The sequence below is a fragment of the Bradyrhizobium sp. Pha-3 genome (genome assembly GCF_042258615.1).
In the GTDB taxonomy this organism is placed as follows: domain Bacteria; phylum Pseudomonadota; class Alphaproteobacteria; order Rhizobiales; family Xanthobacteraceae; genus Bradyrhizobium.
This window is the reverse complement of sequence record NZ_CP170152.1, coordinates 6,542,679-6,566,338: the sequence shown is the minus strand read 5'-3', so window position 1 is coordinate 6,566,338 and position 23,660 is coordinate 6,542,679. Positions and strand designations below refer to the sequence as shown.

General features: G+C 65.2%; 20 protein-coding genes. 13 read left to right on the top strand and 7 right to left on the bottom strand.

All coding sequences use genetic code 11. The annotated features are described in order from the left end of the window. Positions 1–147 precede the first annotated feature (147 nt). On the bottom strand, positions 148–1,023 hold the full coding sequence (locus ACE10Z_RS30970; RefSeq protein ID WP_229164441.1) for an SDR family oxidoreductase: 876 nt from the start codon (positions 1,021–1,023) through the stop codon (positions 148–150). Between the two features lie 100 nt (positions 1,024–1,123). Here ACE10Z_RS30970 and ACE10Z_RS30965 point away from each other — a divergent pair, with 100 nt between their 5' ends. From ACE10Z_RS30965 to ppc, 3 genes are all read left to right on the top strand, one after another. Then, on the top strand, positions 1,124–1,936 hold the full coding sequence (locus tag ACE10Z_RS30965; RefSeq protein ID WP_229164443.1) for a crotonase/enoyl-CoA hydratase family protein: 813 nt from the start codon (positions 1,124–1,126) through the stop codon (positions 1,934–1,936). A 120-nt stretch (positions 1,937–2,056) separates the two neighbouring features. Further along, a complete protein-coding gene (locus tag ACE10Z_RS30960) occupies positions 2,057–3,601 on the top strand; it encodes an acyl-CoA synthetase (protein WP_375784154.1) in 1,545 nt (514 codons plus the stop codon). 133 nt (positions 3,602–3,734) lie between these two features. Further along, positions 3,735–6,530, top strand: coding sequence for a phosphoenolpyruvate carboxylase (ppc, locus tag ACE10Z_RS30955; RefSeq protein WP_375784153.1), 2,796 nt, complete (start codon positions 3,735–3,737; stop codon positions 6,528–6,530). A gap of 139 nt (positions 6,531–6,669) precedes the next feature. On the opposite strand, the gene ACE10Z_RS30950 is transcribed toward ppc, so the two are convergent. The 4 genes from ACE10Z_RS30950 to ACE10Z_RS30935 all read right to left on the bottom strand — a co-directional run bounded on the left by ACE10Z_RS30950 (position 6,670) and on the right by ACE10Z_RS30935 (position 10,573). Continuing rightward, complete coding sequence (locus ACE10Z_RS30950; protein WP_375784152.1) at positions 6,670–7,782, bottom strand: SMP-30/gluconolactonase/LRE family protein; 1,113 nt, start codon at positions 7,780–7,782, stop codon at positions 6,670–6,672. A gap of 160 nt (positions 7,783–7,942) precedes the next feature. Continuing rightward, on the bottom strand, positions 7,943–8,857 hold the full coding sequence (locus ACE10Z_RS30945; protein ID WP_028338734.1) for an SDR family oxidoreductase: 915 nt from the start codon (positions 8,855–8,857) through the stop codon (positions 7,943–7,945). A gap of 158 nt (positions 8,858–9,015) precedes the next feature. Further along, positions 9,016–10,155, bottom strand: a complete 1,140-nt coding sequence (locus tag ACE10Z_RS30940; RefSeq protein ID WP_375784151.1) for a thiolase — start codon at positions 10,153–10,155, stop codon at positions 9,016–9,018. Between the two features lie 4 nt (positions 10,156–10,159). Further along, positions 10,160–10,573, bottom strand: a complete 414-nt coding sequence (locus ACE10Z_RS30935) for a Zn-ribbon domain-containing OB-fold protein (protein WP_375784150.1) — start codon at positions 10,571–10,573, stop codon at positions 10,160–10,162. A gap of 245 nt (positions 10,574–10,818) precedes the next feature. Between ACE10Z_RS30935 and ACE10Z_RS30930 the strand changes: the two genes are divergently transcribed. The 7 genes from ACE10Z_RS30930 to ACE10Z_RS30900 all read left to right on the top strand — a co-directional run bounded on the left by ACE10Z_RS30930 (position 10,819) and on the right by ACE10Z_RS30900 (position 17,608). After that, positions 10,819–12,066 (top strand): amino acid ABC transporter substrate-binding protein, encoded by a 1,248-nt coding sequence (locus ACE10Z_RS30930; protein WP_375784149.1) that lies wholly within the window; start codon positions 10,819–10,821, stop codon positions 12,064–12,066. Positions 12,067–12,213: 147 nt separating this feature from the next. Further along, a complete protein-coding gene (locus ACE10Z_RS30925) occupies positions 12,214–13,137 on the top strand; it encodes a branched-chain amino acid ABC transporter permease (protein ID WP_375784148.1) in 924 nt (307 codons plus the stop codon). After that, complete coding sequence (locus ACE10Z_RS30920) at positions 13,130–14,050, top strand: branched-chain amino acid ABC transporter permease (protein WP_375784147.1); 921 nt, start codon at positions 13,130–13,132, stop codon at positions 14,048–14,050. Before ACE10Z_RS30925 ends, ACE10Z_RS30920 begins: the two co-directional genes overlap by 8 nt. Further along, positions 14,040–14,771: an ABC transporter ATP-binding protein gene (locus ACE10Z_RS30915; protein WP_375784146.1), complete on the top strand. Its 732-nt coding sequence runs from the start codon at positions 14,040–14,042 to the stop codon at positions 14,769–14,771. Before ACE10Z_RS30920 ends, ACE10Z_RS30915 begins: the two co-directional genes overlap by 11 nt. Then, a complete protein-coding gene (locus ACE10Z_RS30910) occupies positions 14,761–15,480 on the top strand; it encodes an ABC transporter ATP-binding protein (RefSeq protein ID WP_375784145.1) in 720 nt (239 codons plus the stop codon). Before ACE10Z_RS30915 ends, ACE10Z_RS30910 begins: the two co-directional genes overlap by 11 nt. Before the next feature lie 99 nt (positions 15,481–15,579). After that, positions 15,580–16,929, top strand: a complete 1,350-nt coding sequence (locus ACE10Z_RS30905) for an amidase (protein ID WP_375784144.1) — start codon at positions 15,580–15,582, stop codon at positions 16,927–16,929. Next, positions 16,922–17,608: a DUF2848 domain-containing protein gene (locus ACE10Z_RS30900; RefSeq protein WP_375784143.1), complete on the top strand. Its 687-nt coding sequence runs from the start codon at positions 16,922–16,924 to the stop codon at positions 17,606–17,608. The genes ACE10Z_RS30905 and ACE10Z_RS30900 overlap by 8 nt, the downstream gene beginning before the upstream one ends. 69 nt (positions 17,609–17,677) lie before the next feature. Here the strand turns inward: ACE10Z_RS30900 and ACE10Z_RS30895 are convergent, their stop codons facing one another. After that, the gene (locus ACE10Z_RS30895) at positions 17,678–18,964 is read right to left on the bottom strand and encodes an IS4 family transposase (RefSeq protein ID WP_375783368.1); all 1,287 of its coding nucleotides are present in this window, start codon (positions 18,962–18,964) and stop codon (positions 17,678–17,680) included. A gap of 388 nt (positions 18,965–19,352) precedes the next feature. On the opposite strand from ACE10Z_RS30895, the gene ACE10Z_RS30890 reads away from it, so the two are divergent. Genes ACE10Z_RS30890 through ACE10Z_RS30880 form a run of 3 tightly spaced genes read left to right on the top strand, consistent with a single transcriptional unit; the run spans position 19,353 to position 22,019 of the window. After that, positions 19,353–20,096 carry a 2OG-Fe(II) oxygenase gene (locus ACE10Z_RS30890; protein WP_375784142.1) on the top strand — a complete coding sequence of 248 codons (744 nt, stop codon included), beginning with the start codon at positions 19,353–19,355 and terminating at the stop codon, positions 20,094–20,096. Positions 20,097–20,108: 12 nt separating this feature from the next. Further along, entirely contained in the window at positions 20,109–20,762 is a 654-nt protein-coding gene (gene alkB / locus ACE10Z_RS30885) for a DNA oxidative demethylase AlkB (RefSeq protein ID WP_375784141.1), read from the top strand. 42 nt (positions 20,763–20,804) lie between these two features. Beyond that, entirely contained in the window at positions 20,805–22,019 is a 1,215-nt protein-coding gene (locus tag ACE10Z_RS30880; protein ID WP_375784140.1) for an MFS transporter, read from the top strand. Here ACE10Z_RS30880 and ACE10Z_RS30875 read toward each other — a convergent pair. Further along, a complete protein-coding gene (locus ACE10Z_RS30875; RefSeq protein ID WP_375784139.1) occupies positions 22,016–23,644 on the bottom strand; it encodes a thiamine pyrophosphate-dependent enzyme in 1,629 nt (542 codons plus the stop codon). The two genes, ACE10Z_RS30880 and ACE10Z_RS30875, sit on opposite strands and share 4 nt — an antisense overlap. Between the last annotated feature and the right edge of the window lie 16 nt (positions 23,645–23,660).

Genomic DNA, 23,660 nt, shown 5'->3' with positions numbered 1-23,660 from the left:
TTTCCCCCGTGACGTCTTGTTTTGGTTGCGCGGAGTGTGGCGGCATCGCGCGGGAAAAACAATACGGAGGACGTCGCCCCAATGTTTCCACATCGTCGTCCCGGCGCAGGCCGGGACCCAGTGGTGGTTGAGGCGCTAGCGCGGGCCTCAGCCCCGCGCCGCGCGATCCTTCTCGTTCTGGGCCTTGATCGAGTCGCGTGCCTTGGTCCAGTCGTCGTCGCTCCAGTCGCGCAGCTGATAGAAATTGCCGCCCATCGCGAGCGCCTGTGCGCCGTCCATAGCGATGGTCTCGCCGTTGATCCAGTCGCAGCCGCCCGAGATCAGGAACACCGCGAGGTTCTGCAGCTCGTCCATGGTGCCGACCCGGCCCATCGGGTTCATGGCCTTGGTCCGCGCGCCGGCCTCGTCGCCGGGCTTGATGCGCTTGCTCATGCCCTCGGTCGGGATCTCGCCCGGCGCGATGGTGTTGAGGCGGATGCCGTGGCGGCCCCATTCGATCGCAAGCGACATGGTCATGGCGTGGATTGCCGACTTGCTCATCGCCGACGGCACCACGTAGGGCGAGCCGTTTCGCACCCAGGTCACGGTGATCGACACCACGTTGCCGCGATGCCCGCCGGCGATCCAGCGCCGGCCCACCGCATGCGTCACATAGAAGGTGCCGTGCATCACGATGTTGGCCACTGCATCGAACCCTCGCGCGGAGAGCTCTTCCGAGCGCGAGATGAAATTGCCGGCGGCGTTGTTGATGAGATCGGTGAGGGGACCGCTGGTGGTCCAGATCGCCTCGATCATCTCGTCGACGGCCATCGCATTGCGGATATCGACGCCGTGGCTGACCACGCGTCCGCCATGCTCGGCCATCAATTCGGTGGCGGTTTCGTCGCAGACGCTCTTGCGGCGGCCGCAGATATGCACCTCGGCCCCGAGTTGCAGGAACCGTGAGGCCATGGCCTTGCCCAAGCCGGTGCCACCGCCGGTTACCAGTATGCGCCGCCCGGCAAGAAGCTGATCAGAGAACATCGTTTCCTCCACGGGGGTTGTCAGTTAATTGGTCGATTGACTAAAAGCGGACAACGGCCTTTGTGTAAAGCGCCAACTCAAGGACAAAGCGGAGGGAATGATGGAAGATCGCGTTTCGATTTCGATTTCAGACGGTATCGCCGATGTCCGCCTGGTGCGGGCGGACAAGATGAACGCGCTCGATGCCGCGATGTTCGAGGCATTGGTCGCCGCAACCGACCGGCTTTCCAAGGAAAAAGGCGTCCGGGTCGTCGTGCTCTCCGGCGAGGGCCGGGCCTTCTGCGCCGGCCTCGACATGGGCCGGTTCGCCGCCATGAAGGATGGCGGTAACGGGGTGCCGGGCGGCGAGAACCGCGATCTCACCATCCGCACCCACGGCAAGGCCAATTTCGCCCAGCAGGCGGTCTGGGGCTGGCGCCAGCTTCCGGTACCCGTGATCGCCGCAGTCCACGGCGTCGCGTTCGGCGGCGGCTTCCAGCTCGCGCTCGGCGCCGACATGCGCTTCCTCTCTCCAGACGCGCGGATGTCGATCATGGAGATCAAATGGGGCCTCGTCCCCGACATGGCGGGCACGCCGATCCTCGCGAGCCTTGTGCGCGACGATATCCTGCGCGAGCTCACCTATACCGGCCGCATCTTCTCGGCGCAGGAGGCTCAGAGCTATGGCCTCGCCACCCGCGTGTGTGACGACCCGCGCGCCGCGGCACTCGAGGTCGCGCGCGAGATCGCCGGCAAGAGCCCGGATGCGATCCGTGCCGCGAAGCGGATGCTGAACAATCTGTCGGTCGATCCGGCAGCCGCGCTGCTTGCGGAATCCGTCGAGCAGCAGAAGTTGCTCGGCAGCCCGAACCAGACCGAATCCGTGCGTGCCAATCTGGAGAAGCGCGCACCAAGGTTTGCGGATGTTGGGTAGCGACCGCCGCGTCATTCCGGGAGGGTCCGAAGGACCAGTCCTGGAATCTCGAGATTCCGGGTTCGCGCTTCGCGCGCCCCGGAATGACACCTAAACCCGACGAAAGATCGGACCACGACAATGGAAACGTCAAAGCCCTTCCTCGGCATTATCAGCGGCGGTCGCCGGCGCGATCACGCAGCGGTCGCCGAGCGCACCGACCGCATCGCCAGCGGCCTGAACAAGCTCGGCGTCAAGCCGGGCGACAGCGTCTGCATGCTGATGCGCAACGACATCGCCTTCATCGAGGCCGCCTACGCGGCGATGCGGCTCGGCGCCTACGGCGTGCCGATCAACTGGCACTTCAAGCCGGAGGAGATCAACTACGTGCTGACGGATTCCGGCACGCGTGTCCTGATCGGCCATGCCGACATGCTGCATCCGTTGCGCGGCGCGATCCCGTCCGATGTCACCGTGCTCAGCGTGCCGACGCCGCCGGAAATCCTCGCCAACTACAAGATAAATCCCGATCATCTCGCGACACCGGATTTCGCGATCGATTTCGAATCCTGGCTGGCGCAGTTCCCGCGCTATGACGGCCCTGTGGTGCCGCAGCCGCAGAACATGATCTACACCTCGGGCACGACAGGCCATCCGAAGGGCGTGCGCCGCTTCGCGCCGACGCCGGAACAGACCGCCAATGCGGAGGCGATGCGCGGGATGATCTATGGCCTGAAGCCGGGCGCACGCGCGATCCTGCCCGGACCGCTCTATCATTCGGCGCCGAATTCCTTTGGGCTGCGTTCGGGCAAGCTCGGCGGCGCGCTGGTGCTGATGCCGCGTTTCGATGCGGAGGAATTTCTGCAGCTGATCGAGCGCGAGAAGATCGACACCATCTTCATGGTGCCGACCATGTTCATCCGCCTGATGAAGCTGCCGGAGGAGGTGCGCCGGAAGTACGACATGTCGTCGCTGCGCCACATCATCCACGCCGCCGCGCCCTGTCCGCCCGACGTCAAGCGCGCCATGATCGAATGGTGGGGGCCGGTGATCTACGAATTCTACGGATCGACCGAGTCAGGTGCGGTGACCTTCGCCAATTCCGAGGACGCGCTGAAGAAGCCCGGCACGGTCGGAAAGATCTCACCCGGCGCCGAGCTTCGTTTCATCGGCGACGACGGCAAGGAGGTGCCGCAGGGCCAGATCGGCGAGATCTATTCGCGGATCGCGGGCAATCCCGACTTTACCTATCACAACAAGTCCGAGAAGCGCGCCGAGATCGACCGGCAGGGATTCATCACCTCGGGCGACGTCGGCTATATCGACGCGGACGGCTACGTCTTCATCTGCGACCGCAAGCGCGACATGGTGATCTCCGGCGGCGTCAACATCTACCCGGCCGAGATCGAGGCCGTGCTGCATGCGGTGCCCGGCGTGCATGATTGCGCGGTGTTCGGCATTCCCGACGCCGAGTTCGGCGAGGCGCTGATGGCGGTGGTCGAGCCGCAGCCGGGCGTGACGCTCGACATCGCCTCCGTCCGCGCCCAGCTCAAGACCGCGCTGGCCGACTACAAGGTGCCCAAGCATATCGAGATCCAGTCCAACCTGCCGCGCGAGGACTCCGGAAAAATCTTCAAGCGCCGGCTGCGTGATCCCTATTGGGAGCGGGCGGGACGGAGGATTTAGGCCGCAAACCCGCCGTCGTCCCGGCCTTGGCCGGGACGACGGCGGTGGTGCACCGCTTCCAAGTTCATCTTGCGCTGCGGCAAAAAAAGCGCACACTCCGGAGGAACCCCGGCAGCCTCTGGAGTAGCCCGCCATGTCACCCCAGACTATGCCTTCCGAGACCGACGTCGGTGCCAGGAGTGCCGCAGAGAAGGCGGCACAGGAGGAGGACGCACGGCTCCGGAACGACATCCGGCTGCTGGGGCGCGTGCTGGGCGATACCGTGCGCGACCAGGAGGGGGCCGGCGTGTTCGACCTGGTCGAGCGCATCCGCCAGACCTCGGTCCGGTTCCATCGCGACGAGGACAAGCTGGCGCGGCGGGAGCTGGAAGGCATCCTCGACGGCATGTCGATCGCCGAGACGCTGCGGATCGTCCGCGCCTTCAGCTATTTCTCCCACCTCGCCAACATCGCCGAGGACCAGAACAACATCCGCCAGATGCGCAGCCGCGGCCCCGGCGGGGCGCCGCGGCCGAGCACGCTGGAGCAGACGCTGGTCCATGCCCGCCAGGCCGGCATCAGTCCGGCCGACCTGCGCAGCTTCTTCAAAAGTGCGCTGGTCAGTCCCGTACTGACCGCGCATCCGACCGAGGTTCGCCGCAAGAGCACGATGGACCGCGAGATGGAGATCGCTGGGCTGCTCGATCGCCGCGAGCGGCTGCAGATGACGCCGGAGGAGAGCGAGGCCAGTGACGAGCAGCTGCGCCGCGCGGTCGTGACGCTGTGGCAGACCAACCTGCTGCGCCGGACCAAGCTCACCGTGCTCGACGAGGTCGCCAACGGCCTGTCGTTCTACGACTACACCTTCCTGCAGGAAGTCCCGCGCGTGCACTGCGCGCTGGAGGACCGCCTGAACAAGGAGGGCGGAGAGGCGGGCGAACTCGCCTCGTTCCTTCGGATGGGGAGCTGGATCGGCGGCGACCGCGACGGCAATCCGTTCGTCACCGCAGAGGTGATGCGCGGCACGCTGCGGCTGCAGTCGAGCCGGGCGCTCAGCTTCTATCTCGAACAGCTGCATACGCTCGGCGCTGAGCTGTCGCTGGCGGCACATCTCGCCGACGTCTCGGACGAATTGCGCATCCTCGCCGAGCGTTCGCCGGACACCTCGCCGCATCGGAGCGGCGAGCCGTATCGTCTGGCCGTATCGGGCATCTACGCGCGGCTCGCGGCCACCGCCATGCGGCTTGAGGTCGAGACCACGCGGCCGCCAGTCGGCAAGGCCGAGCCCTATGCAAGCGTGAATGAATTCCAGGCCGATCTCGACGTGCTCAATCGCTCGCTGATCGCGAACAATTCCGGCGTGATCGCGCGCGGACGGCTGCGGCAGTTGCGGCGGGCGGTGGACTGCTTCGGCTTCCATTTGGCGCGGCTCGACATCCGCCAGAACTCGGCGGTGCATGAGCGCACCGTCGCCGAGTTGCTCGACACCGCAAATCCCGGCATGTCCTATCTGGCGCTCGGCGAGGACGCACGCGTCAGCCTGCTGCTCGGCGAATTGCGCAACGCGCGGCCGTTGGCCTCGCCCTTCGTCAAATATTCCGAGGAGACCCAGGGCGAGCTCGCCGTGTTCCGGGCCGCGGCCGAAGCCCACGCCAAGTTCGGTCCGGAGGTGATCTCCCAGTGCATCATCTCGATGTGCAAGGGCATGTCCGACATGCTCGAGGTCGCGGTGCTTCTGAAGGAGGTCGGGCTGGTCAACCCGTCCGGCCGCAGCGCCATCAACATCGTGCCGCTGTTCGAGACCATCGAGGATCTGCAGGCCTCGAGCGGCATCATGGACCGCATGCTGGTGCTGCACGACTATCGCAAGCTGGTCGACAGCCTCGGCAGCGTGCAGGAGGTGATGCTCGGCTATTCCGACAGCAACAAGGATGGCGGCTTCGTTACCTCGGGCTGGGAGCTCTACAAGGCGGAGATCGGCCTCGTCGAGGTGTTCGAGCGCCACGGCGTGCGGCTGCGCCTGTTCCACGGCCGCGGCGGCTCGGTCGGCCGCGGCGGCGGCCCGAGCTATGATGCGATCATCGCGCAGCCCGGCGGCGCGGTGAACGGCCAGATCCGCATCACCGAGCAGGGCGAGATCATCTCCTCGAAATATTCCAATGCCGAGGTCGGCCGCAGCAATCTGGAGATCCTCGCTGCCGCGACATTGGAAACCAGCCTGCTGCAGCCGCGACAGAGCGCGCCGCGCCCCGAATATCTCAAGGCGATGGAGGAAATCTCCGCGCTCGCGTTCAAGGCCTATCGGGGTCTCGTCTATGAGACCGAAGGCTTTGCCGACTATTTCTGGGGCTCGACGGTCATCAACGAGATCGCGACGTTGAACATCGGCAGCCGTCCGGCCTCGCGCAAGAAGACCCGCGAGATCGAGGACCTGCGCGCGATTCCGTGGGTGTTCTCCTGGGCGCAATGCCGGCTGATGCTGCCGGGCTGGTATGGCTTCGGCAGCGCCGTCGAGACCTGGATTGCCGAACATCGCGAGCAGGGCATGCCGTTCCTGCAGGAGCTCTACAGGGAATGGCCGTTCTTCCGCACGCTGCTCTCCAACATGGACATGGTGCTGGCGAAGAGTTCGATCGCGATCGCCTCGCGCTATGCGGAGCTCGTGCCCGACGTTGCGCTGCGCGAGAAGATCTTCGGCCAGATCCGCCGCGAGTGGCATCTTTCGATCGAGACGCTGCTCGACATCATGGGCCACGACCGGCTGCTGCAGGGCAACCCGCTGCTGGAGCGCGGCATCCGCAACCGCTTCCCCTATCTCGATCCGCTCAACCACGTGCAGGTCGAACTGTTAAAGGAGCATCGCGGCGCGCAGAACCCGGACGAACAGGTGCTGCGCGGGATTCAGATCACGATCAACGGGATCTCGGCTGGGTTGCGGAATAGCGGCTAGCCACAGCGTCGTCCCGGCGAACGCAGGGACCCATAATCACGACCGGTCATGTGACGAGAAGCTGGAGCCCCAGCTTTTCAAACAATCGGCACTGGTGGTTATGGGTCCCTGCTTTCGCAGGGACGACAGCGCGTTTGCGTCAACAATTATGCGCGCCTCTGGTCTCGACATAGACCGCGTAGAGCGACTGGCTCGCGGTCATGAACAGGCGGTTGCGCTTCTTGCCGCCGAAGGTGAGGTTGGCGCAGGTTTCCGGCAGCAGGATCTGGCCGATGCGCGCACCGTCGGGCGCGAACACCTGCACGCCGTCATAGCCCGGTCCAACCCAGCCGGCGCCGACCCAGATGTTGCCGTCGATGTCGACACGCATGCCGTCGGGGAAGCCTGACTTGCCGTCCAGCGTCATGTCGATCAGCGTGCGCGGGTTGGAGAGCTTGTCGCCGTTGAGGTCGTACTGCCAGACGATGTTCTTCGCGTTCGGATAATGCGTGATGCCGGTGTCGCAGACATAGACCTTCTTGTAGTCGTGGCTGAAGGCGATGCCGTTCGGTTTGAACGGTTCGTCGGCGACCTTGGTGATCTGCCCGGTCGCCGCGTCGATGCGGTAGACGGCTTCCTTCTGGTAGGGCTGAACCGAGCCGGTGTTGGCGCGCTGGCCCTCGTAGATCGAGACTGCGCCGTAGCCGGGATCGGTGAACCAGATCGACTTGTCGTTGGGATGCACGACCATGTCGTTCGGTCCGTTGAGCTGCTTGCCATTGGCCTGCTCCGCCAGCGATGTGACGGTTCCGTCGTGCTCGTAACGCACCAGCCGGGTGCGCTCGGCCGTGATCTGGCGGCCCTCGAAATCGAAGGTCGAGCCATTGGCCTCGTTCGACGGCTTGTGGAACTGCTCGGAGATGTGACCGTCATCGTCGAGATAGCGCAACTGCCGGTTGGCCGGGATATCGCTCCACACCAGATACTGGCCCTGCGCGTTCCAGGCCGGGCCTTCCGCCCACAGGCAGCCGGTGTACAGTCGCTTGATCGCGGTGTTGCCGACCTTGGCCTTGAAGCGCTTGTCGTCGATCACGACGATGTCGGGGTCGGGATAGCGCTGCGGCTCTGCATTGCGGCCGAAGTCGCGCGCTGCAGCATCGGATGCAGCCATCGCAGTTGCAGCAAGCGCGGTTGCGCCGCGCAAGATGGTTCGACGGTCGAACGCCTTCGCGCCGTCGCTCTCGTGTTGCTCTGTGTTGTTTGGATTTGTCACGAAAGTCCTCCCAGGCTTTTTGTTATCGGGAGGACGATCATGCGCCCGCAATTCGGGCACAATGCGGGCGCGCTATGAAGAAACAACCAAAGAGTGTGTCGCCCCGGCCTCGTGCGCGATTGCGCACGGCGTTCGCCGAGGCGACTTTTTCATAAATCTGTCAGATCGGGTCCCAGGTGAAGACGTCGGCCGAGCGGTCGAGCTTGGCGAACGATCCCTTCAGCGCCGGCATGCCGTGTTCGGCAATGGTCTCCGGCGTCCAGCCTTCGCCGCGATGAACCGAGCGCACCGGACGATGCTGGCCGAACAGGAAGATCTCGTTCATGCGCACGCCGAAGATCTGCCCGGTGACGTCCTTGGCGGCGTCCGAGAGCAGATAGGCGCAGACCGGCGCGATCTTCTCCGGGCCCATCTGCTTGATCTTCTCGACGCGCGCCTTCTCGGCGTCGGTCTCGGTCGGGATGGTGCCGATCATGCGGGTCCAGGCGAATGGCGACACGCAGTTCGAGCGCACGTTGAAGCGGCCCATGTCGAGCGCGATCGATTTCGAGAGGCCGACGATGCCGAGCTTGGCGGCGGCGTAGTTGGCCTGGCCGTAATTGCCGATCAGGCCGGAGGTCGAGGTGAAGTGCACGAACGAGCCTGATTCCTGCTCGCGGTAGATGCGCGCCGCGGCGTGGCTGACGTAAAACGAGCCCATCAGATGCACCTTGATGACGGCCTCGAAGGCTTCCACGCTCATCTTGTGGAAGATCATGTCACGCAGGATGCCGGCATTGTTGACGACGCCGTCGAGCCGGCCGAAGTGATCGGTCGCGGTCTTCACGATCTTGCTGGCCGGAATGGCTTCCGCCACCGACTCGAAATTGGCGACGGCCGTGCCGCCGCGCTTCTTGATCTCCTCGACCACTTCCTCGGCGGGCGCGGCGCTCGAGCCGCCACCGTCCGCCGCGCCGCCGGGATCGTTGACCACGACCTTGGCGCCTTCCGCCGCGCAGAGCAGCGCAATCTCGCGGCCGATGCCGCGGCCCGCGCCGGTGACGATGATGACCTTGTCCTGCAGTGATTTTGCCATGTGGGTTCTCCTTGTTGCTTTCTATCCGCGGGCCGATGCGGAGCCCCACTCGTCATGCGCGGGCTTGACCCGCGCATCCATCCTTCTTCAGAAGGGGATGGATTGCCGGGTCAAGCCCGGCAATGACAGATCGGGCGCTGCGCTCGCGCCGGCCATTGCTATCGTTCGTTCGTAAAGATGATCGTGCCACTTGCGGCGAACATGCCGCCGACGCCGTGGCAGACCGAGATCTTCGCATTCGGCACCTGCGCCGGCGCGATGCCGCGCATCTGCCGCACGCTCTCCTGCAACGCGTACATGCCGTACATCCCGGAGTGCATGTAGCTCAGCCCGCCGCCATTGGTGTTGAGCGGCAGCTTGCCGCCGGGGCGGGTGTTGCCGTCGGCGATGAACTTGCCGGTTTCCTCATGCGGCATGAAGCCGAGGTCGCCGAGGCCATAGAGCGGCAAATGCGCGAAGGCGTCGTAGATCATCAGATGATCGACGTCCTTGTGGGCGATGCCGGCCTCTTTGAACGCCAAGGGACCTGCCACCTTGAAGGCGCGCGATGAGTCAAACGTCTTCATCTGGCTGACCATCGGCGTCTCCACGCTCTCGCCGGTGCCGAGGATGTAGACCGGCTTTTGCGGGAAGTCCTTGGCGCGGTCGGCCGAGGTCAGGATCAGCGCGCCGCCGCCGTCCGTGACGAGGCAGCATTGCAGCAGCCGGAACGGGTAGGCGATCATCCGCGAGTTCAGCACGTCGGCGACCGTGATCGGGTCCTTCATGGTCGCGCGCGGGTTCTTCGCCGCCCATTCGCGCTGCACGACGGCGACCATCGAAAGCTGCTCATGCGTGATGCCGTGCGTCTTCATGAAACGCAGCACTGGAATCGGGAACATGCTCGGCGGGCCGTAGACGCCGAACGGCGACTCGAACTGGCCGTTGAGGCTGTCGGGCGCGGTGAAGCGCGGCTGCTTGCCGATCATCGACTTGCCGCTCTCGGCATGCGTGATCAGCACGGTCTTGCAGAGGCCGGCCTCGATCGCGGCGGCGGCGTGGCGGACATGCAGCATGAAGGAGCAGCCGCCGACCGAGGTGCCGTCGACCCAGGTCGGGGTGATGCCGAGATAGTGCGCCATCTGCTGCGGAGTCTCGACCGCGGTGGCGAAGCCGTCGATGTCGGACAGCTTGAGGCCGGCATCCGCGATCGCATTCAGCGCCGCATCCGCGTGCAGCTGGATCTGCGACATGTTCGGGATGACCCCGAGCTCGGTGGTTTCGGCCGCACCGACGACGGCAACCTGGTTCCTGCGCATCACATTACCCCTTTGCCGGGCGGAACAAAGGAAGGGTGATCTTGTCGTCGAGTGCCTCGAAGGCGACCTCGAGCGGCATGTCGAGCTCAAGCGCTTCCGGCGTCTGCGGACAATCGATGATGTTGCTCATCATGCGCGGGCCTTCGTCGAGCTCGACGATGGCGATCGCATAAGGCGGTGTGAAGCCGGGCGCGGCGGGACGATGATTGATGACATAACTGTAGAGCTTGCCTTTGCCGCTGGCCTTGAAGACCGAGACCTTGCGCGAGGCGCAGGAGGGGCAGAACGGCCGCGGCGGGAAGTAGACATTGGCGCAGGCGTCACAGCGCTGCAGGCGCAGCTCGCCGGCCTTGGTGCCGTCCCAGAAATGCTGGGTCTCAGGTGTCGGTTTTGGTCTCGCGCGCGCGGGCTCGGCCATGTCTGATGTCTCCTCCCGAAATCGTTGCAGTCTTGATGCGCCATCGGACCAACGGCCGTCAACGGTCCATCCACGCCCCGCGCAGCGGCCTGTGTCCCGCGCATGCCGCATATTCCGCCCCTCGCACAATTGCTAAGGCCGCGATGCTTGTGTCGCTCCGGTCCGGCGCGTAGAAGGGCCGCGGTCCAAGATGCGTCGAAGGACCGGTCCACGAGACGTCCAAGATACCCGGGAGGAATAATATCATGCTGAGGATCATCGGCGCGGCACTCGCTGCCAGCCTCGCATTTGCCACGCAGGCAATCGCCGCCGACGCACCGTCGGAGATCAAGATCGGCACGCTCTACGCGTCCTCGGGGCGCTACGCCTCGATCTCGATGCCGGTCTACAGCTCGCTCAAATTGTGGGTCGAGCAGAAGAACGCCGAGGGTGGCGTCTTCGTGAAGGCGTTCGACAAGAAGATCCCGATCAAGCTCGTGTCCTATGACGACCAGAGCAACACCGCGACCGCCTCGACGCTTTATAATCAGCTCGTCACCCAGGATAAGGTCGACCTCCTGGTCGCCGATTCCGGATCGGTGCTGACGGCGCCCGCGGTTGCGATCGCGCGCGACCACAAGATGTTCCTGTTCGACCAGACCGGCACCGGCGCGAGCTTCTTCTCCAAGGACAATCCCTACATCGCGCTGATGGCCGATCCGGTGTCGACTGTCTGGCCGAAGCCGGTGGCGGATTTCATCAGCCATGACGGCCCTGGCCTCGGCATCAAGAAGATCGCCATCCTCTACGCGACCAACGAGTTCACCGGCACCCAGGCCAACGCGTTCCGCAAGTTCGTCAAGGAGTCCGGCGCGCCGATCGAGATCGTCTACGATCAGGGGGTTCCGACCGAGACTACTAACTACAACGTCATCATCAACAATATCAGCAACACCAATCCCGACGCGGTGATCCATTTCGGCTACGCGCCGAACGACATCGCCTTCCTGCGCAACGTCCAGGACGTCGGCACCAAGTTCAAGATGCTGTTCGCGATCTATGCCGGCCTCGAGACCGAGCTGCTCGAGAAGAACGTCGGCGCCAAGGGCCTCGAGCATGTCTGGACCTATGTGCCGCCGTCCGAGCTGGATTATCCCGTCAATTTCGGGATGAACATGAAGGATTTCCGCGCCGCCTGGCTGAAGAAGTACAACGACGGCAAGATGGAGTTCGGCTTCAACGCGGTGGCCGGCTACACCACTGCGCTGGTGATCGAGAAGACGCTGTCGGTTGCGACCAGCCTCGACCAGATGGAGCTGCGCCGCGCGGTGTTCTCGCTCAGCGGGCAGCTCAAGACCCTCGACGGCACCTTCGCGCTGGACGAGACCGGCGGCCAGATCGGCGAGTTGACGCCGCTCGGCCAGCTCACGGTCGACGAGCACGATCACATCAAGTTCGTCTCGATCTATCCGCACGAGACCGCGACCGGCAAGCCGATCTATCCGGCGCCGTGATGCAGGTGGGTGCGGCAAGAGCGTTTTCGAGCGAAGTGGATACCGGTTCGCGTGAAGAAAACGCGTCGAAACAAAAGCCTAGAGCTCCGTTCCGATTCCATCGGAACGGAAATAGCTCTAGCGTAACCTTCGGCGGCGAGCGATAGCATGACCTATGCGCTCGTTGCCGGCGTGTTGTTCGGGCTGTATTTCAGCCTGGTCGGCATCGGTCTCAATCTCGTGTTCGGCGTCATGCGCATCGTCAATCTTGCGCATGGCGACATCCTGATGCTGGGCGCCTTCATCGCGCTCGGCGTGGTCGGCATCGCCGGCATCGACCCGTTGTTCGCGGTGCCGCTGGCCTTCATGGTCTTCGTGCTGGCGGGCGTGCTGCTGTACTGGGTGCTGGTGCCGCGGCTGCAGGGCTCGGCCAACCCGGAAATGCTGTCGATCATCCTGTTCTTCGGCCTGTCGCAGGTGATCGAGGCCGTCACCACGATCTTCGCCGGCACCAGCGAGCGATCGATCCAGAGCCGGTTGCTCGGCACCGTGTTCACCACGATCAAGGTCAAATGGTTCGGCGGCAAGGCCGGCGGGGCAGGGCCGATCCAGATCTTCGGCCAGGGATTTCCCGCGCCCTGGGTGATCGCGGCCATCACCAGCCTGATCGCGATTGGGTTTGTCTATCTCTATCTCTACCACACGCGGCTCGGCACCCTGACCCGCGCGGTGATGTCACGCCGTGACGAGGCGTTGGCGACCGGCATCGATGTCGATCGCATCTCGGCGGCGGCGTTCGGCATCGGGCTCGGTATCGCGGCGGTTGCCGGCGTGTTCGCGCCCTTCATGTTCGGCTCGGTGACGCCGGCCTTCGGCGCCGATGCGACGGTGACGTCGTTTGCGATCGTGGTGCTCGGCTCGCTCGGCAATCCCTTAGGCACCGCGCTCGGCGGCGTCGTCTACGGCCTCTGCTACATGCTGGTGCAGACCTATCTCAGTTCCTGGGCCGACCTCTTGCCCTATGTGTTGTTGATCGTGATCCTGTTGTTGCGCCCGAGCGGTCTGCTCGGAAGGCGGGTGCGCGTTGCGTAACGCATCGAAACACCTGCTGTTCATCCTGGCGCCGCTGGTGGTGGTGTTCGCGCTGCTGCCCGGCGTCTATCAAAACCATCTGCTGCTGTTCAACTTCGTGATCTTCCTGATCCTCGCGCAGGGCGTGAACATCATCTATGGTTTCACCGGCTATCTGCCGTTCGGCTATGTCGGCTTCTTCGGGGCCGGCGCCTATGGCTTTGCCATCATGGTGATGCATCTGCAGACGCCGGCGCCGCTGGCCGTGCTGGTCGGCGGCGGCGTCGCGGTTGCGCTCGGCCTGTTGCTGACGCCGCTGCTGCGGCTGTCGGGAGCGTATTTTGCGATCGCAAATCTTGCGGCCTCGCTTGCGGTGCTGCACTTCGTCGCCAATCCGGCGCTGGAGGGGATCACCAAGGGCCCCTACGGGGTGTCGCTCACCGGCACGTTCAACCCGACCCACGCCTATTATGCCGCCGTTGTCGTGATGGCGCTGACGGTCGGCGCGGTGGTCTATCTCAAGAACTCGCCGTTCGGCCTTGCGCTGCAGGCCGTGCGTGAGGACGCGGTGTCGGCCTCGATGGCCGGCGTCAACATCATCAAGATGCGGGTGATCGCCTGGCTTGCCTCGGCGCTGGTCGCGGGGCTGGCGGGCGGCATCTATGCCTGGTACGTCTCGGTCTTCTATCCCGACAACGTGTTCTCCGGCGAGTTCAGCATCTTCGCGATCGTGTTCGCGCTGTTCGGTGGCGTCGCCACCATCACCGGACCGATCGTCGGCGTGCTGATCCTCTACGGCATCTACAATCTGATCGGCTTCACCACGCCGCAATATTTCCAGCTGATCTACGGCCTCTTGATCATGGGACTGGTGCTGTTCCTGCCCGCAGGGCTGGTGTCGCTGGCAACGCGCAGGGGGTGGCATGTCCCCTGAGCAAAACTCCATCCTCAAGGTCTCGAAGCTGGTCAAACGCTTCGGCGGCTTCCACGCGCTCGATGGCCTGAGCTTTCACGTCGTGCCGGGCGAGATTCTTGGCCTGGTCGGTCCGAATGGCTCCGGCAAGACCACGGCGATCAACGTGATCTCCGGTCTCTATGCGCCCGATGGCGGCGAGGTCGTGTTCGACGGCGCGTCTTCCGGCGGCGTCGCCTCGCACAGACTGGTTCACCGCGGTATCAATCGCACCTTCCAGGTGCCGAAGCCGTTCCTGTCGCTCACGGTGCGCGAGAACATCCAGGTGGCGCTTGCCTATGGCGGCGCGACCGGCACGCCGCCGTCGATCGCCGAGCTGCTTGAGGAGTACCGGCTAAAGGAGGTCGCCGACCGCCCCGCCGCCGATCTCAACAGCGCGCAGCAGAAGATGCTCGATCTCACCCGCGCGCTCGCCACACGCCCGCGGCTGTTGCTGCTCGACGAGCTCGCGGCCGGTCTCAATCCGGCGGAGCTCGACTGGATCGCCGGCCGCATCAAGGCCTTGGCCGCGACCGGCATGGCGATCATCGTGGTCGAGCATCTGATGGGCTTCATCGAGCAGATCACCGACCGCGTCATCGTGCTCAATGCGGGCAAGGAGATTTTCGAAGGCACGCTTGCCACCGCAGTACGTGAGCCACAGGTGATCGAGGTATTCCTGGGAGGCGAGCATGCCCACTGATGCAGCATCGCTTCTGGACGCCAGGGGCGTCGATGCCGGCTACGGCACCATGCAGGTGCTGTGGGGCGTCGATCTCGACGTCCGCCCCGGCGAGACCGTGCTGTTGCTCGGCGCCAATGGCGCGGGCAAGACCACCTTCCTGAAGTCGCTGGTCGGGTTGATCGAAGCCCGCAGTGGGCACATCAAGCTCGGCGGCGAGGACATCACGCGAATGCGATCTTCGGACCGCATGAAACGCGGCATGACCTACATGTCGGAGCTTGCGGTATTCCCCGATTTGTCGATCGAGGAGAACATCCGCGTCGGCGCGCAGGCGCTCGGCCATGCCAATCCGGGCGCGCGGGTCGACGAACTGTACGGCCTGTTCCCGGTGCTGCGCGACAAGCGCCGCGACCCGGCCTCCAGCCTGTCCGGCGGCCAGCGCAAGATGCTCGGCATCGCCAAGGCGCTGTCGGCCGAGCCGAAGCTGCTGGTCATGGACGAGCCCTCGGCCGGGCTGTCGCCGCTGTTCGTCAAGGAGGTGCTTCGCGCTCTGTCGAGCCTGCAGGGCCGCGGACTTGCGCTCTTGATCGCCGAGCAAAATATCGGTTTTCTTGAGATTGCCACCCGCGTGTTCGTGCTGGAAGGCGGGCGGATCCGCTTCTCCGGCACGGTTGCCGAAATGAGCGGCAACGAAGAGCTGCACCGGGCCTATTTCGGGCTGAAGTGATGCCGGCACCGATCTGGAAATCGGCGCCGGTTCGCGCGACAATCAGCTGCAAGACTGCCAGCCGGCAAGCCGTGAAGTGCAAGCCTTAAAGTGAAAGCCATGCCGAAAAATCCGACACTCGCCTCCCTTGCCGCCGACCTCGCCAGCGGCGCGACCTCTGCCCGCAAGCTCGTCGAGCAATGCATCGCCAGGATCGCCGATCCGTCCGGCGAGGGCCAGCGCACCTTCATCCATGTCGACCGCGAGGCGGCGCTGGAAGCTGCCGACGCCATGGACCGGCTGCGCAAGGCCAACGCCGCGCCGTCGCCCTTTGCCGGCATTCCGGTCTCGATCAAGGATCTGTTCGACATCAAGGGGCAGGTGACGCGCGCCGGCTCCCGCGCGCTGGATGATTCCGCGCCGGCAGATGCCGATGCGCCTGCTGTGGCACGGCTCAAGCGCGCCGGCTTCATCGTGATCGGCCGCACCAACATGACCGAGTTTGCCTATTCCGGCATCGGCATCAACCCGCATTACGGCACCCCGAAGAGCGCCTGGAACCGGAGCGTCGGCCATGTGCCCGGCGGCTCGTCCTCCGGCGCTGCGGTCTCGATCGCCGACGGCATGGCGTTCGGCGCGCTTGGCACCGACACCGGCGGCTCCTGCCGGATTCCGGCCGCCTTCAATGGCATCGTCGGCTACAAGCCGACGCAGCGCCGGATTCCGCTCGATGGCGGCGTGCCGCTGTCGTTCACCCTCGACAGCTGCGGCCCGCTGGCCAATTCGGTCGCCTGCTGTGCCGTGCTCGACGCGGTGCTGGCCGACGAGCCGGTGACGCCGGTCACCCCGCGCCCGGTAAAGGGCATGCGGCTCGCGGTGCCGACCACGGTCGTGCTCGATGACCTCGACGATGCCGTCGCAAAGACCTTCGAGCGCGCGCTTGCTTCGTTGTCGCGCGCCGGCGCGTTGATCGAGCGCATCGAAGTGCCTGAACTGCTCGATGTCGGCATGATGAACACCAAGGGCGGGTTTTCCGCGGCCGAGAGCTATGCCTGGCACCGCTTCCTGCTGGCCAGCAAGGGCGACATCTACGATCCGCGCGTCGCGGTGCGGATCCAGCGCGGCGAGGGCTTTCTGGCCGCCGACTATATCGATCTGCTCAATGCGCGCCGCTCGTTCATCGCGCACACCGAGGCGCGCATCGCGCCCTATGACGCGATGGTGCTGCCGACCACGGCGAACCTGCCGCCGACCATTGCGAGCCTCGCCGACGACAAGGCGTTCGCCACGGAGAATTTGCGCGCGCTGCGCAATCCCTCGCTGATCAACGTGCTCGATGGCTGCGCCATCTCGCTGCCGGCGCATCGCGAGGGCGAGGCACCGGTCGGCCTGATGCTCGCCGCCGCGGGCGGTTCGGATCGCCGCATCTTCGAGCTTGCGGCCGGAATGGAGACCGTCATCCGTGTTTGATCTCACCTTCAATGTCGACGACAAGGGCGTCGCGACGCCGCTCACGCTCGAAATCAAACAGGCCGTGATCGCCGGCTGGACCGGCCGCGATCCGGTGGCGCGCGACAAGCATATCGCCGAGCTCGAAGCGCTCGGCATCGCGCGGCCCGCGACCACGCCGATCTACTATCGTTGCTCGGCGCGCCGGCTCACCTTCGCCGACACGATCGAGGTCTGCGGCGAGGATTCGAGCGGCGAGGTCGAGTTCGTGCTGATCGGCTGGCAGGGGCGCATTTTCGTCGGCTGCGGCTCGGACCACACCGACCGCAATGTCGAGAGCTACAGCGTCACGGTGTCGAAGCAGATGTGCGACAAGCCGATGGCGGCTGAGCTGTGGGAGCTCGAGGACGTCATCGGCCATTGGGACCGGCTGATCCTGCGCTCCTGGGCCACAATCGGCGGCCAGCGCGTGCTCTACCAGGAAGGCACGCTCGATCACATGCTGCCGGTCAAGGACCTGATCGCGCGCGGCTTCGACAAGGGCACGTTGCCCGATGGCTGCGCCATGTTCGGCGGTACCTTCGCGGCCAAGGGCGGTATCCGCCCCGCCAGCCGCTTCGAGTTCGAGCTGGAAGACCCGGTGCTGAAGCGGAAGATCAGCCATGGATATGATGTGGTGACGCTGCCGGTCAGGGGTTGATTTCCTTCCGCGCGTGATCCTGTCGAGAGCTAGCGGGCACTTCCTCCGCACGTCGTCCCTGCGAAAGCACTAGGGCATGCACAGATCTCTGAGGCTCCATCCGGTGGCGACAGCGTGGAAGTATTCGAGGCCGTTCTTGAACGTGATCGGGCCTGGCGGCTTGGACGAAGGATAGCCATCCCATCCGCCGAGGCGGCCGATGATCCATGCGGCCCATGCGAGGCAGTCTGGCGGATGCGGATTCTTGAGCCGTTTGCTGCTGGTTTCGAGCTGCTGATTGAGGGCGACGAGGGCAGCGACCTCGCCAGGATTGAAGACGATGTGGAGCGGCTGCCGACTGCCGTTGCGCGCTTGCAGGAGCTGGATGGTGATGACGGCGGCCTTGGCGGCGATGGCGACCAGCTTGAGGAGCCGGTCGGCGGAGGCGATCTGGCTGTCTTCGAGCCTGAAACCTTGGGTTTTGAGGACGCGGAAGAACTGCTCGATGAGCCAGCGCTGCTTGTACCACTCAACGATCCGCCAGGCGTCTTCAGCCTTGGCAATCGGGTGAGAGGTGAGGAGCCGCCAATGCAGCGGCTCGACGCTGGAGGCGCCGACCTCGCGCACGTCGACGACGGCCAGCGGCAGGTTTTGGGGCAAATGGCGCAGGAACTTGGTCTGGGGTCGGGCAAGCTCGATGGCGCCAAAGCGCAGCTCGAGCTGAACCTGACGCGCAGGTCGCGACGCGCGGGCAGGCAACTGGATGGCGCGCTGATCCACCGCAGCCATGGCATCGCTGACCGCATACAGGCCGCTCGCGTCGGCCAGTTTGCGATCATGCATGCTGCGGGCGATCACGTGGCATTGCTGCTCGGCCGCGCTGGCATACAGGGCAAAGATGTCGCTCTCGCGGTCACCGATCACGGTCACCATCGCAGCGCCGGCGAGCAGTGGCTTGGCGGCGATCACAGTAGACATCCAGCGCTGCGATTCCTTGTCCGACAGCTCGCGCAGGTCGTGCGAGACGGTGCGGCGGCCCTCGCGCGTCCACACCTCGCCGCTCAAAAGGCCGAGGCAGGTGCCGGCGTCCGCATCCACCGCCAGCATCGGATGCAGCAGCACGCCGTAGCTGTTGCCCTTGGCGATCTCTCCGAGCCCGCGCCGGCGTTGCGGCGTGGTGTTGAAGTGGATCTCGCTGGTGTCCTGGATCGCCAACACATGGCGGCCCACGACCGCTGCAACCGTGCTTTCGCTCCAGCTTTCGATGATCCGCTCCGCTGTTACCTTGGTGTTGCCGAGGAAGCGGTTGAACCGCACCTCCAGCGCGCGGTCACCCTTGCAAAGTCGCCGCAGGCAGACGTCCTTGCCCGCGACCATGCGTCCGACGAACGCCGCCCCCCTTTGTCGAGACGACGATCCCCGAATCTGCCCAACGTCCAGTCGATCCGCAACAACATGCTGACACTCCGTCCAAACCGAAGTGCCGTAATAGGAATCACATCAATGGGCGATTCTGGAATCCCCCCAGCCCGCCCCGAGTCAATCCGCCACACCAGATCTGTGCATGCCATAGTGCGAAAGCAGGGACCCATACGCCGCGGCTTTCGCAAAGGGCACGCGGCCAAATGGCTTTCTCGCAACCAGCACCTGTGATTATGGGTCCCTGCATTCGCCAGGACGACACCGCGATTGTGGCACCGTTCTCGGCATATTTGGATCGGAAATCGGGTGGCGCCAGCCGCGCTCATGGGCCAGATTCCGCCTCATGACAGCAACAGCCAAAAATCTCACCCGCCCAGCCACCGGCATCCCCGCCCGTGTCGACGGGCTCGACTGGGACCAGATCACGACCGACCTCGACGGGCAGGGCTGCGCCGTCCTGGGTGGCGTGCTAACGCCTGAGGAGTGCGACACCATCGCCGGGTTCTATCCCGACGACAGCCGCTTCCGCAGCCGGGTCGTGATGGGCCGCCACGGCTTCGGCCGCGGCGAGTACAAGTACTTCTCCTATCCGCTGCCGGAGCTGGTCGCGGAGCTGCGGCCGGCGCTGTATACGCAGCTGACCGCGACCGCCAATCGCTGGAACGAGACGATGGGGATCGGGATCAGCTATCCGCCGTCGCACGCGGCGTTCCTGAAGCGCTGCCATGACGCCGGGCAGACGCGGCCGACGCCGCTGCTGCTGCAATATGGCGAGGGCGACTACAATTGCCTGCATCAGGATCTCTACGGCGAGCACGTATTTCCGATCCAGGTCGCGATCCTGTTGTCGGAGCCGGGTCGCGATTTCACGGGCGGCGAGTTCGTGCTGACCGAGCAACGACCGCGGATGCAGTCGCGGCCCGAGGTGGTGCCGCTCTCCAAGGGCGATGCGGTGGCGTTTGCCGTGCATCATCGTCCGGTCCAGGGGACGCGCGGGCCGTATCGTGTCAATCTGCGCCATGGCGTCAGCCGGATCAGGTCCGGCCATCGCCACACCGTTGGTGTGATCTTCCACGACGCAAAGTGAGTGTGCAGAGGCGTGGCTGCTGATCTGTTCGAGACGATTGGCGATGCACGGCCGCCGCGCGAGACCATCGCGGACGGTGCGGTGCTGCTGCGTGGCTTTGTGCGGCCGTTCGAGGCCGAGCTGATCCCGGCCTTGCGCATTATCGTCAAGCAGGCGCCGTTCCGGCACCTGATCACGCCGGGCGGCCACCGGATGTCGGTCGCGATGACGAATTGCGGCAGCGTCGGCTGGGTCTCCGATCCCAGCGGCTATCGCTATGATCCGATCGATCCGGACTCGGGACAGCCCTGGCCTGAAATGCCGGAGGTGTTGTGCAGGCTCGCCGCCGATGCCGCCGCAGAGGCCGGCTTCAACGGTTTTGCGCCGCAGGCTTGCCTGATCAACCGCTATGTGCCCGGTGCAAAATTGTCGTTGCACCAGGACAAGGACGAGCTCGACTACGGCGCGCCGATCGTCTCGATCTCGCTCGGGCTGCCGGCAATCTTCCTGTTCGGCGGCCTGAAGCGCAGCGATACGCCGCGCCGCTATCGGCTCGAACACGGCGATGTCGCGGTGTGGGGCGGCCCGTCGCGGCTATTTTATCACGGCGTCGCGGCGCTCGCTGATGGCGAGCACAGCGTGCTCGGCCGCCAGCGCATCAATTTGACCTTCCGCAAGGTACGCTAGCTCCCCCTCCCGCAAATGGGTGAGGTGGTCTAAAATCGGACCATGACCACCAAGGCCGACCGCGCCGTCAACCGCACCGGCGTCTATCTCGCCGTGCTGCAGCTTGTGTTCACGTTGGGCTGGACTACCTATCTGATCTACCTGCCCAAGCTGTGCGCCGATGTCGGCATCGCGCCGTCCACCGTCATCCTGATCTTGATGATGGATCAGGCTATCTTCACCGTCACCGATACCGCGATGGGCATGGCCGCCGACAGGATTGCGATCCTGGTCGGCCGTCTCGGCGTATTTGTCGGCATCCTCGCCGCGCTCTCCTGCGCCGCCTTCGTCGCGCTGCCTTATGTGGCCGGCACCGGTCCGGGCGCGAAACTCTGGCTGATCGTGTTGATCGTGATCTGGGCGGTCACATCGTCGGCCTTGCGCGCGCCGCCGCTGACGCTGCTCGGCAAGTATCGCGCGCAACCGTCAGTGCCGTTCCTCGCGGCGCTGGCGATGCTGGGCCACGGGCTCGCGGGCGCGGTCTCGCCCTATCTCGCCGTCGTGCTGCGCGATCATGATGCACGCCTGCCGTTCGTGCTGTCCGGCGCCGTGCTGTTGCTGACCGCGCTCGCGTTTTCAGGGATCGAGCGCCGCATCGCCGGGGACGTACAGCCGGAGCGGCCTGCGCCACCGGCCAAGCGGCTCGGCGCGGTGCCGATGTTCCTGATCGGGTCGATGGTGCTGCTCTCGCTCGGCTATCAGCTGCATTTCAACATCAACAGCGCTCCGTTCTATTTGCGCTTTGCCAAAGCAGATGAACTGCAGTGGCTGATGCCGGTGTTCTGGATCGGCTTCAACATCGCGATGTTTCCGGCGAGCCTCGTCGTCAAGCATCGCGGCGGTTTGATCGTGATGGGCGCCGCGGGACTGCTCGGCGCATTCGCCATCATCGCCGCGGAGATTGCGGGCAGCCTCAACGTCCTGATCGTGGCGCAGTTCATGGCGGGGGCAGCCTGGGGCTGCATGCTGATGAGCGCGGTGTCCGCAGCGCTTGCGATCGGGGAGACCGGCGCCGAAGGCAAGGTCACGGGCCTCGTGTTCTCGGCGCTGGCGCTCGCGACCTTTGCGCGGATGGCGGCGGTCGCGGGCGGCCTGCAGAAGCTACCGGACTATGCGCCGCTGGTGCACTGGGCGCCGGTCGCCTGCTGGTCGGTCGCCGGCGCCGGCCTGCTGGTGATCGCCTCGTCGCGGCTGCAACGCGGCTTGAAAAACGCCTAGTTGTTCCGCGCCGGATGGATGAACGCCCAGGGGCTCACTTCCGAATCCGTCGGCACTTCCACCGAGATCACGTAGGGCCCGCCGTCGGCCAGCGCCTTCTCCAGCACAGGACGGAAGTGATCGGGCGAGGTGACGCGCGCGGCACCGACGCCGAAGGACTCCGCGAGCTTGACGAAATCAGGGTTGACCAGGTCCGAGGCGACGACGCGGCCGTCGAAGCGCTCGCGCTGGTCGCGGCGGACATTGCCATAGGCGTTGTTGTTGAACACCAGCGTCACCACGCCGATCTTGAACTGCACGGCAGTGGCGAGCTCCTGCACGCCGAACATGAAGCCGCCGTCGCCGGTGATCGCGACCACCGGCTTGTTCGGGTTGGCGACCTTGGCGCCGAGTGCGGTCGGGAAGCCCGAGCCGAGCGTGCCCTGATAGCCCGAGGTGACGAAGGTGCGGGGCTCGTAGATCGGAAAACCGTACCAGGAGGCGAAGCCGACCTGCGACAGCTCGTCGGTGACGATGGCGTTGGCCGGCAGCACCTCGCGCAGAATCTTCAGGTAGGCCATCTGCGGCTGGATGCGCTGGATCTCCTGCTCGGTGGCCGCGGTCGCTTCGCGGATCGCGGTACGGCGGCCCGAGGTCTTGCCGTAGCCGGCCTTGCGCACGGCCGCGATGAGGTCGGCGGTACCAGCCTTGGCGTCCGCGATCACGCCGGCATCGGCCGGCCAGCGGCGCAGCTCGACCGGATCGATGTCGATGCGCACGCATTTCAGGCCGGCCGGCTGATAAGGCCAGCGCGACATGGTCGGCAGCTCCATGCGGGTGCCGATGCCGATCATCAGATCGGTCTTAGGCCACAGTCTGTAGGCCGCGGCCATGGTGAGCCCGAGTTCATGCGCGTTGGAGACGATGCCGCGGCCGCTGCGGAAGGCGACGACCGGCGCGTCGATCATCTCGGCCAGTTCGAGGATCTCCTCGCGGGCCTCGATGGCGCCGCTACCGACGAAGATCATCGGCGCCTTGTTGCCGGCGATCAGATCGGCGGCCGCCTTGATGCGGTCAGGATCCGGTTGCGGCGCCGGTAACGGGTCGAACGGCTTGACGGGTGCGACCTGGGTGCGCTGGGTGAACACGTCCCACGGCATTTCCAGCGAGGCGGGACCGCGTCGGCCCGACAGCATTTCCTGGAACGCGCGCGACACCATCGCGGGCGCGTTGTCAGGATATTCGATCCGGTCCGCCCATTTCACGAAGGTGCGCAAGGTCGCGAGCTGGTCCGGCATCTCGTGCAGGTGGCCGCGGCCCTTGCCGAGGAATTGCGTCGGCACCTGGCCGGTCAGGCACAGCACCGGCTCGTTGCAGCCGAATGCGGTGAGCAGCGCCGCCGAGGCGTTGAGCACGCCGGGGCCGGGCACCACGCTGAACACGCCGGGCCTGCCTGAGGAGCGGGCATAGCCGAACGCCATGTAGCCGCAGGCCTGCTCGTGGCGGGCGCCGATCACCTTGAGCTGCGCCTGGTGGAAGGCATCGAACAGGCCATAGATCTGCGCGCCGGGCAGGCCGAACACGGTGTCGACGCCGTGGGCGACGAGGCCGTTGACGATCGCTTCGCCGCCGGATGTAGAGGTCATGGCACTGTCCACTTGC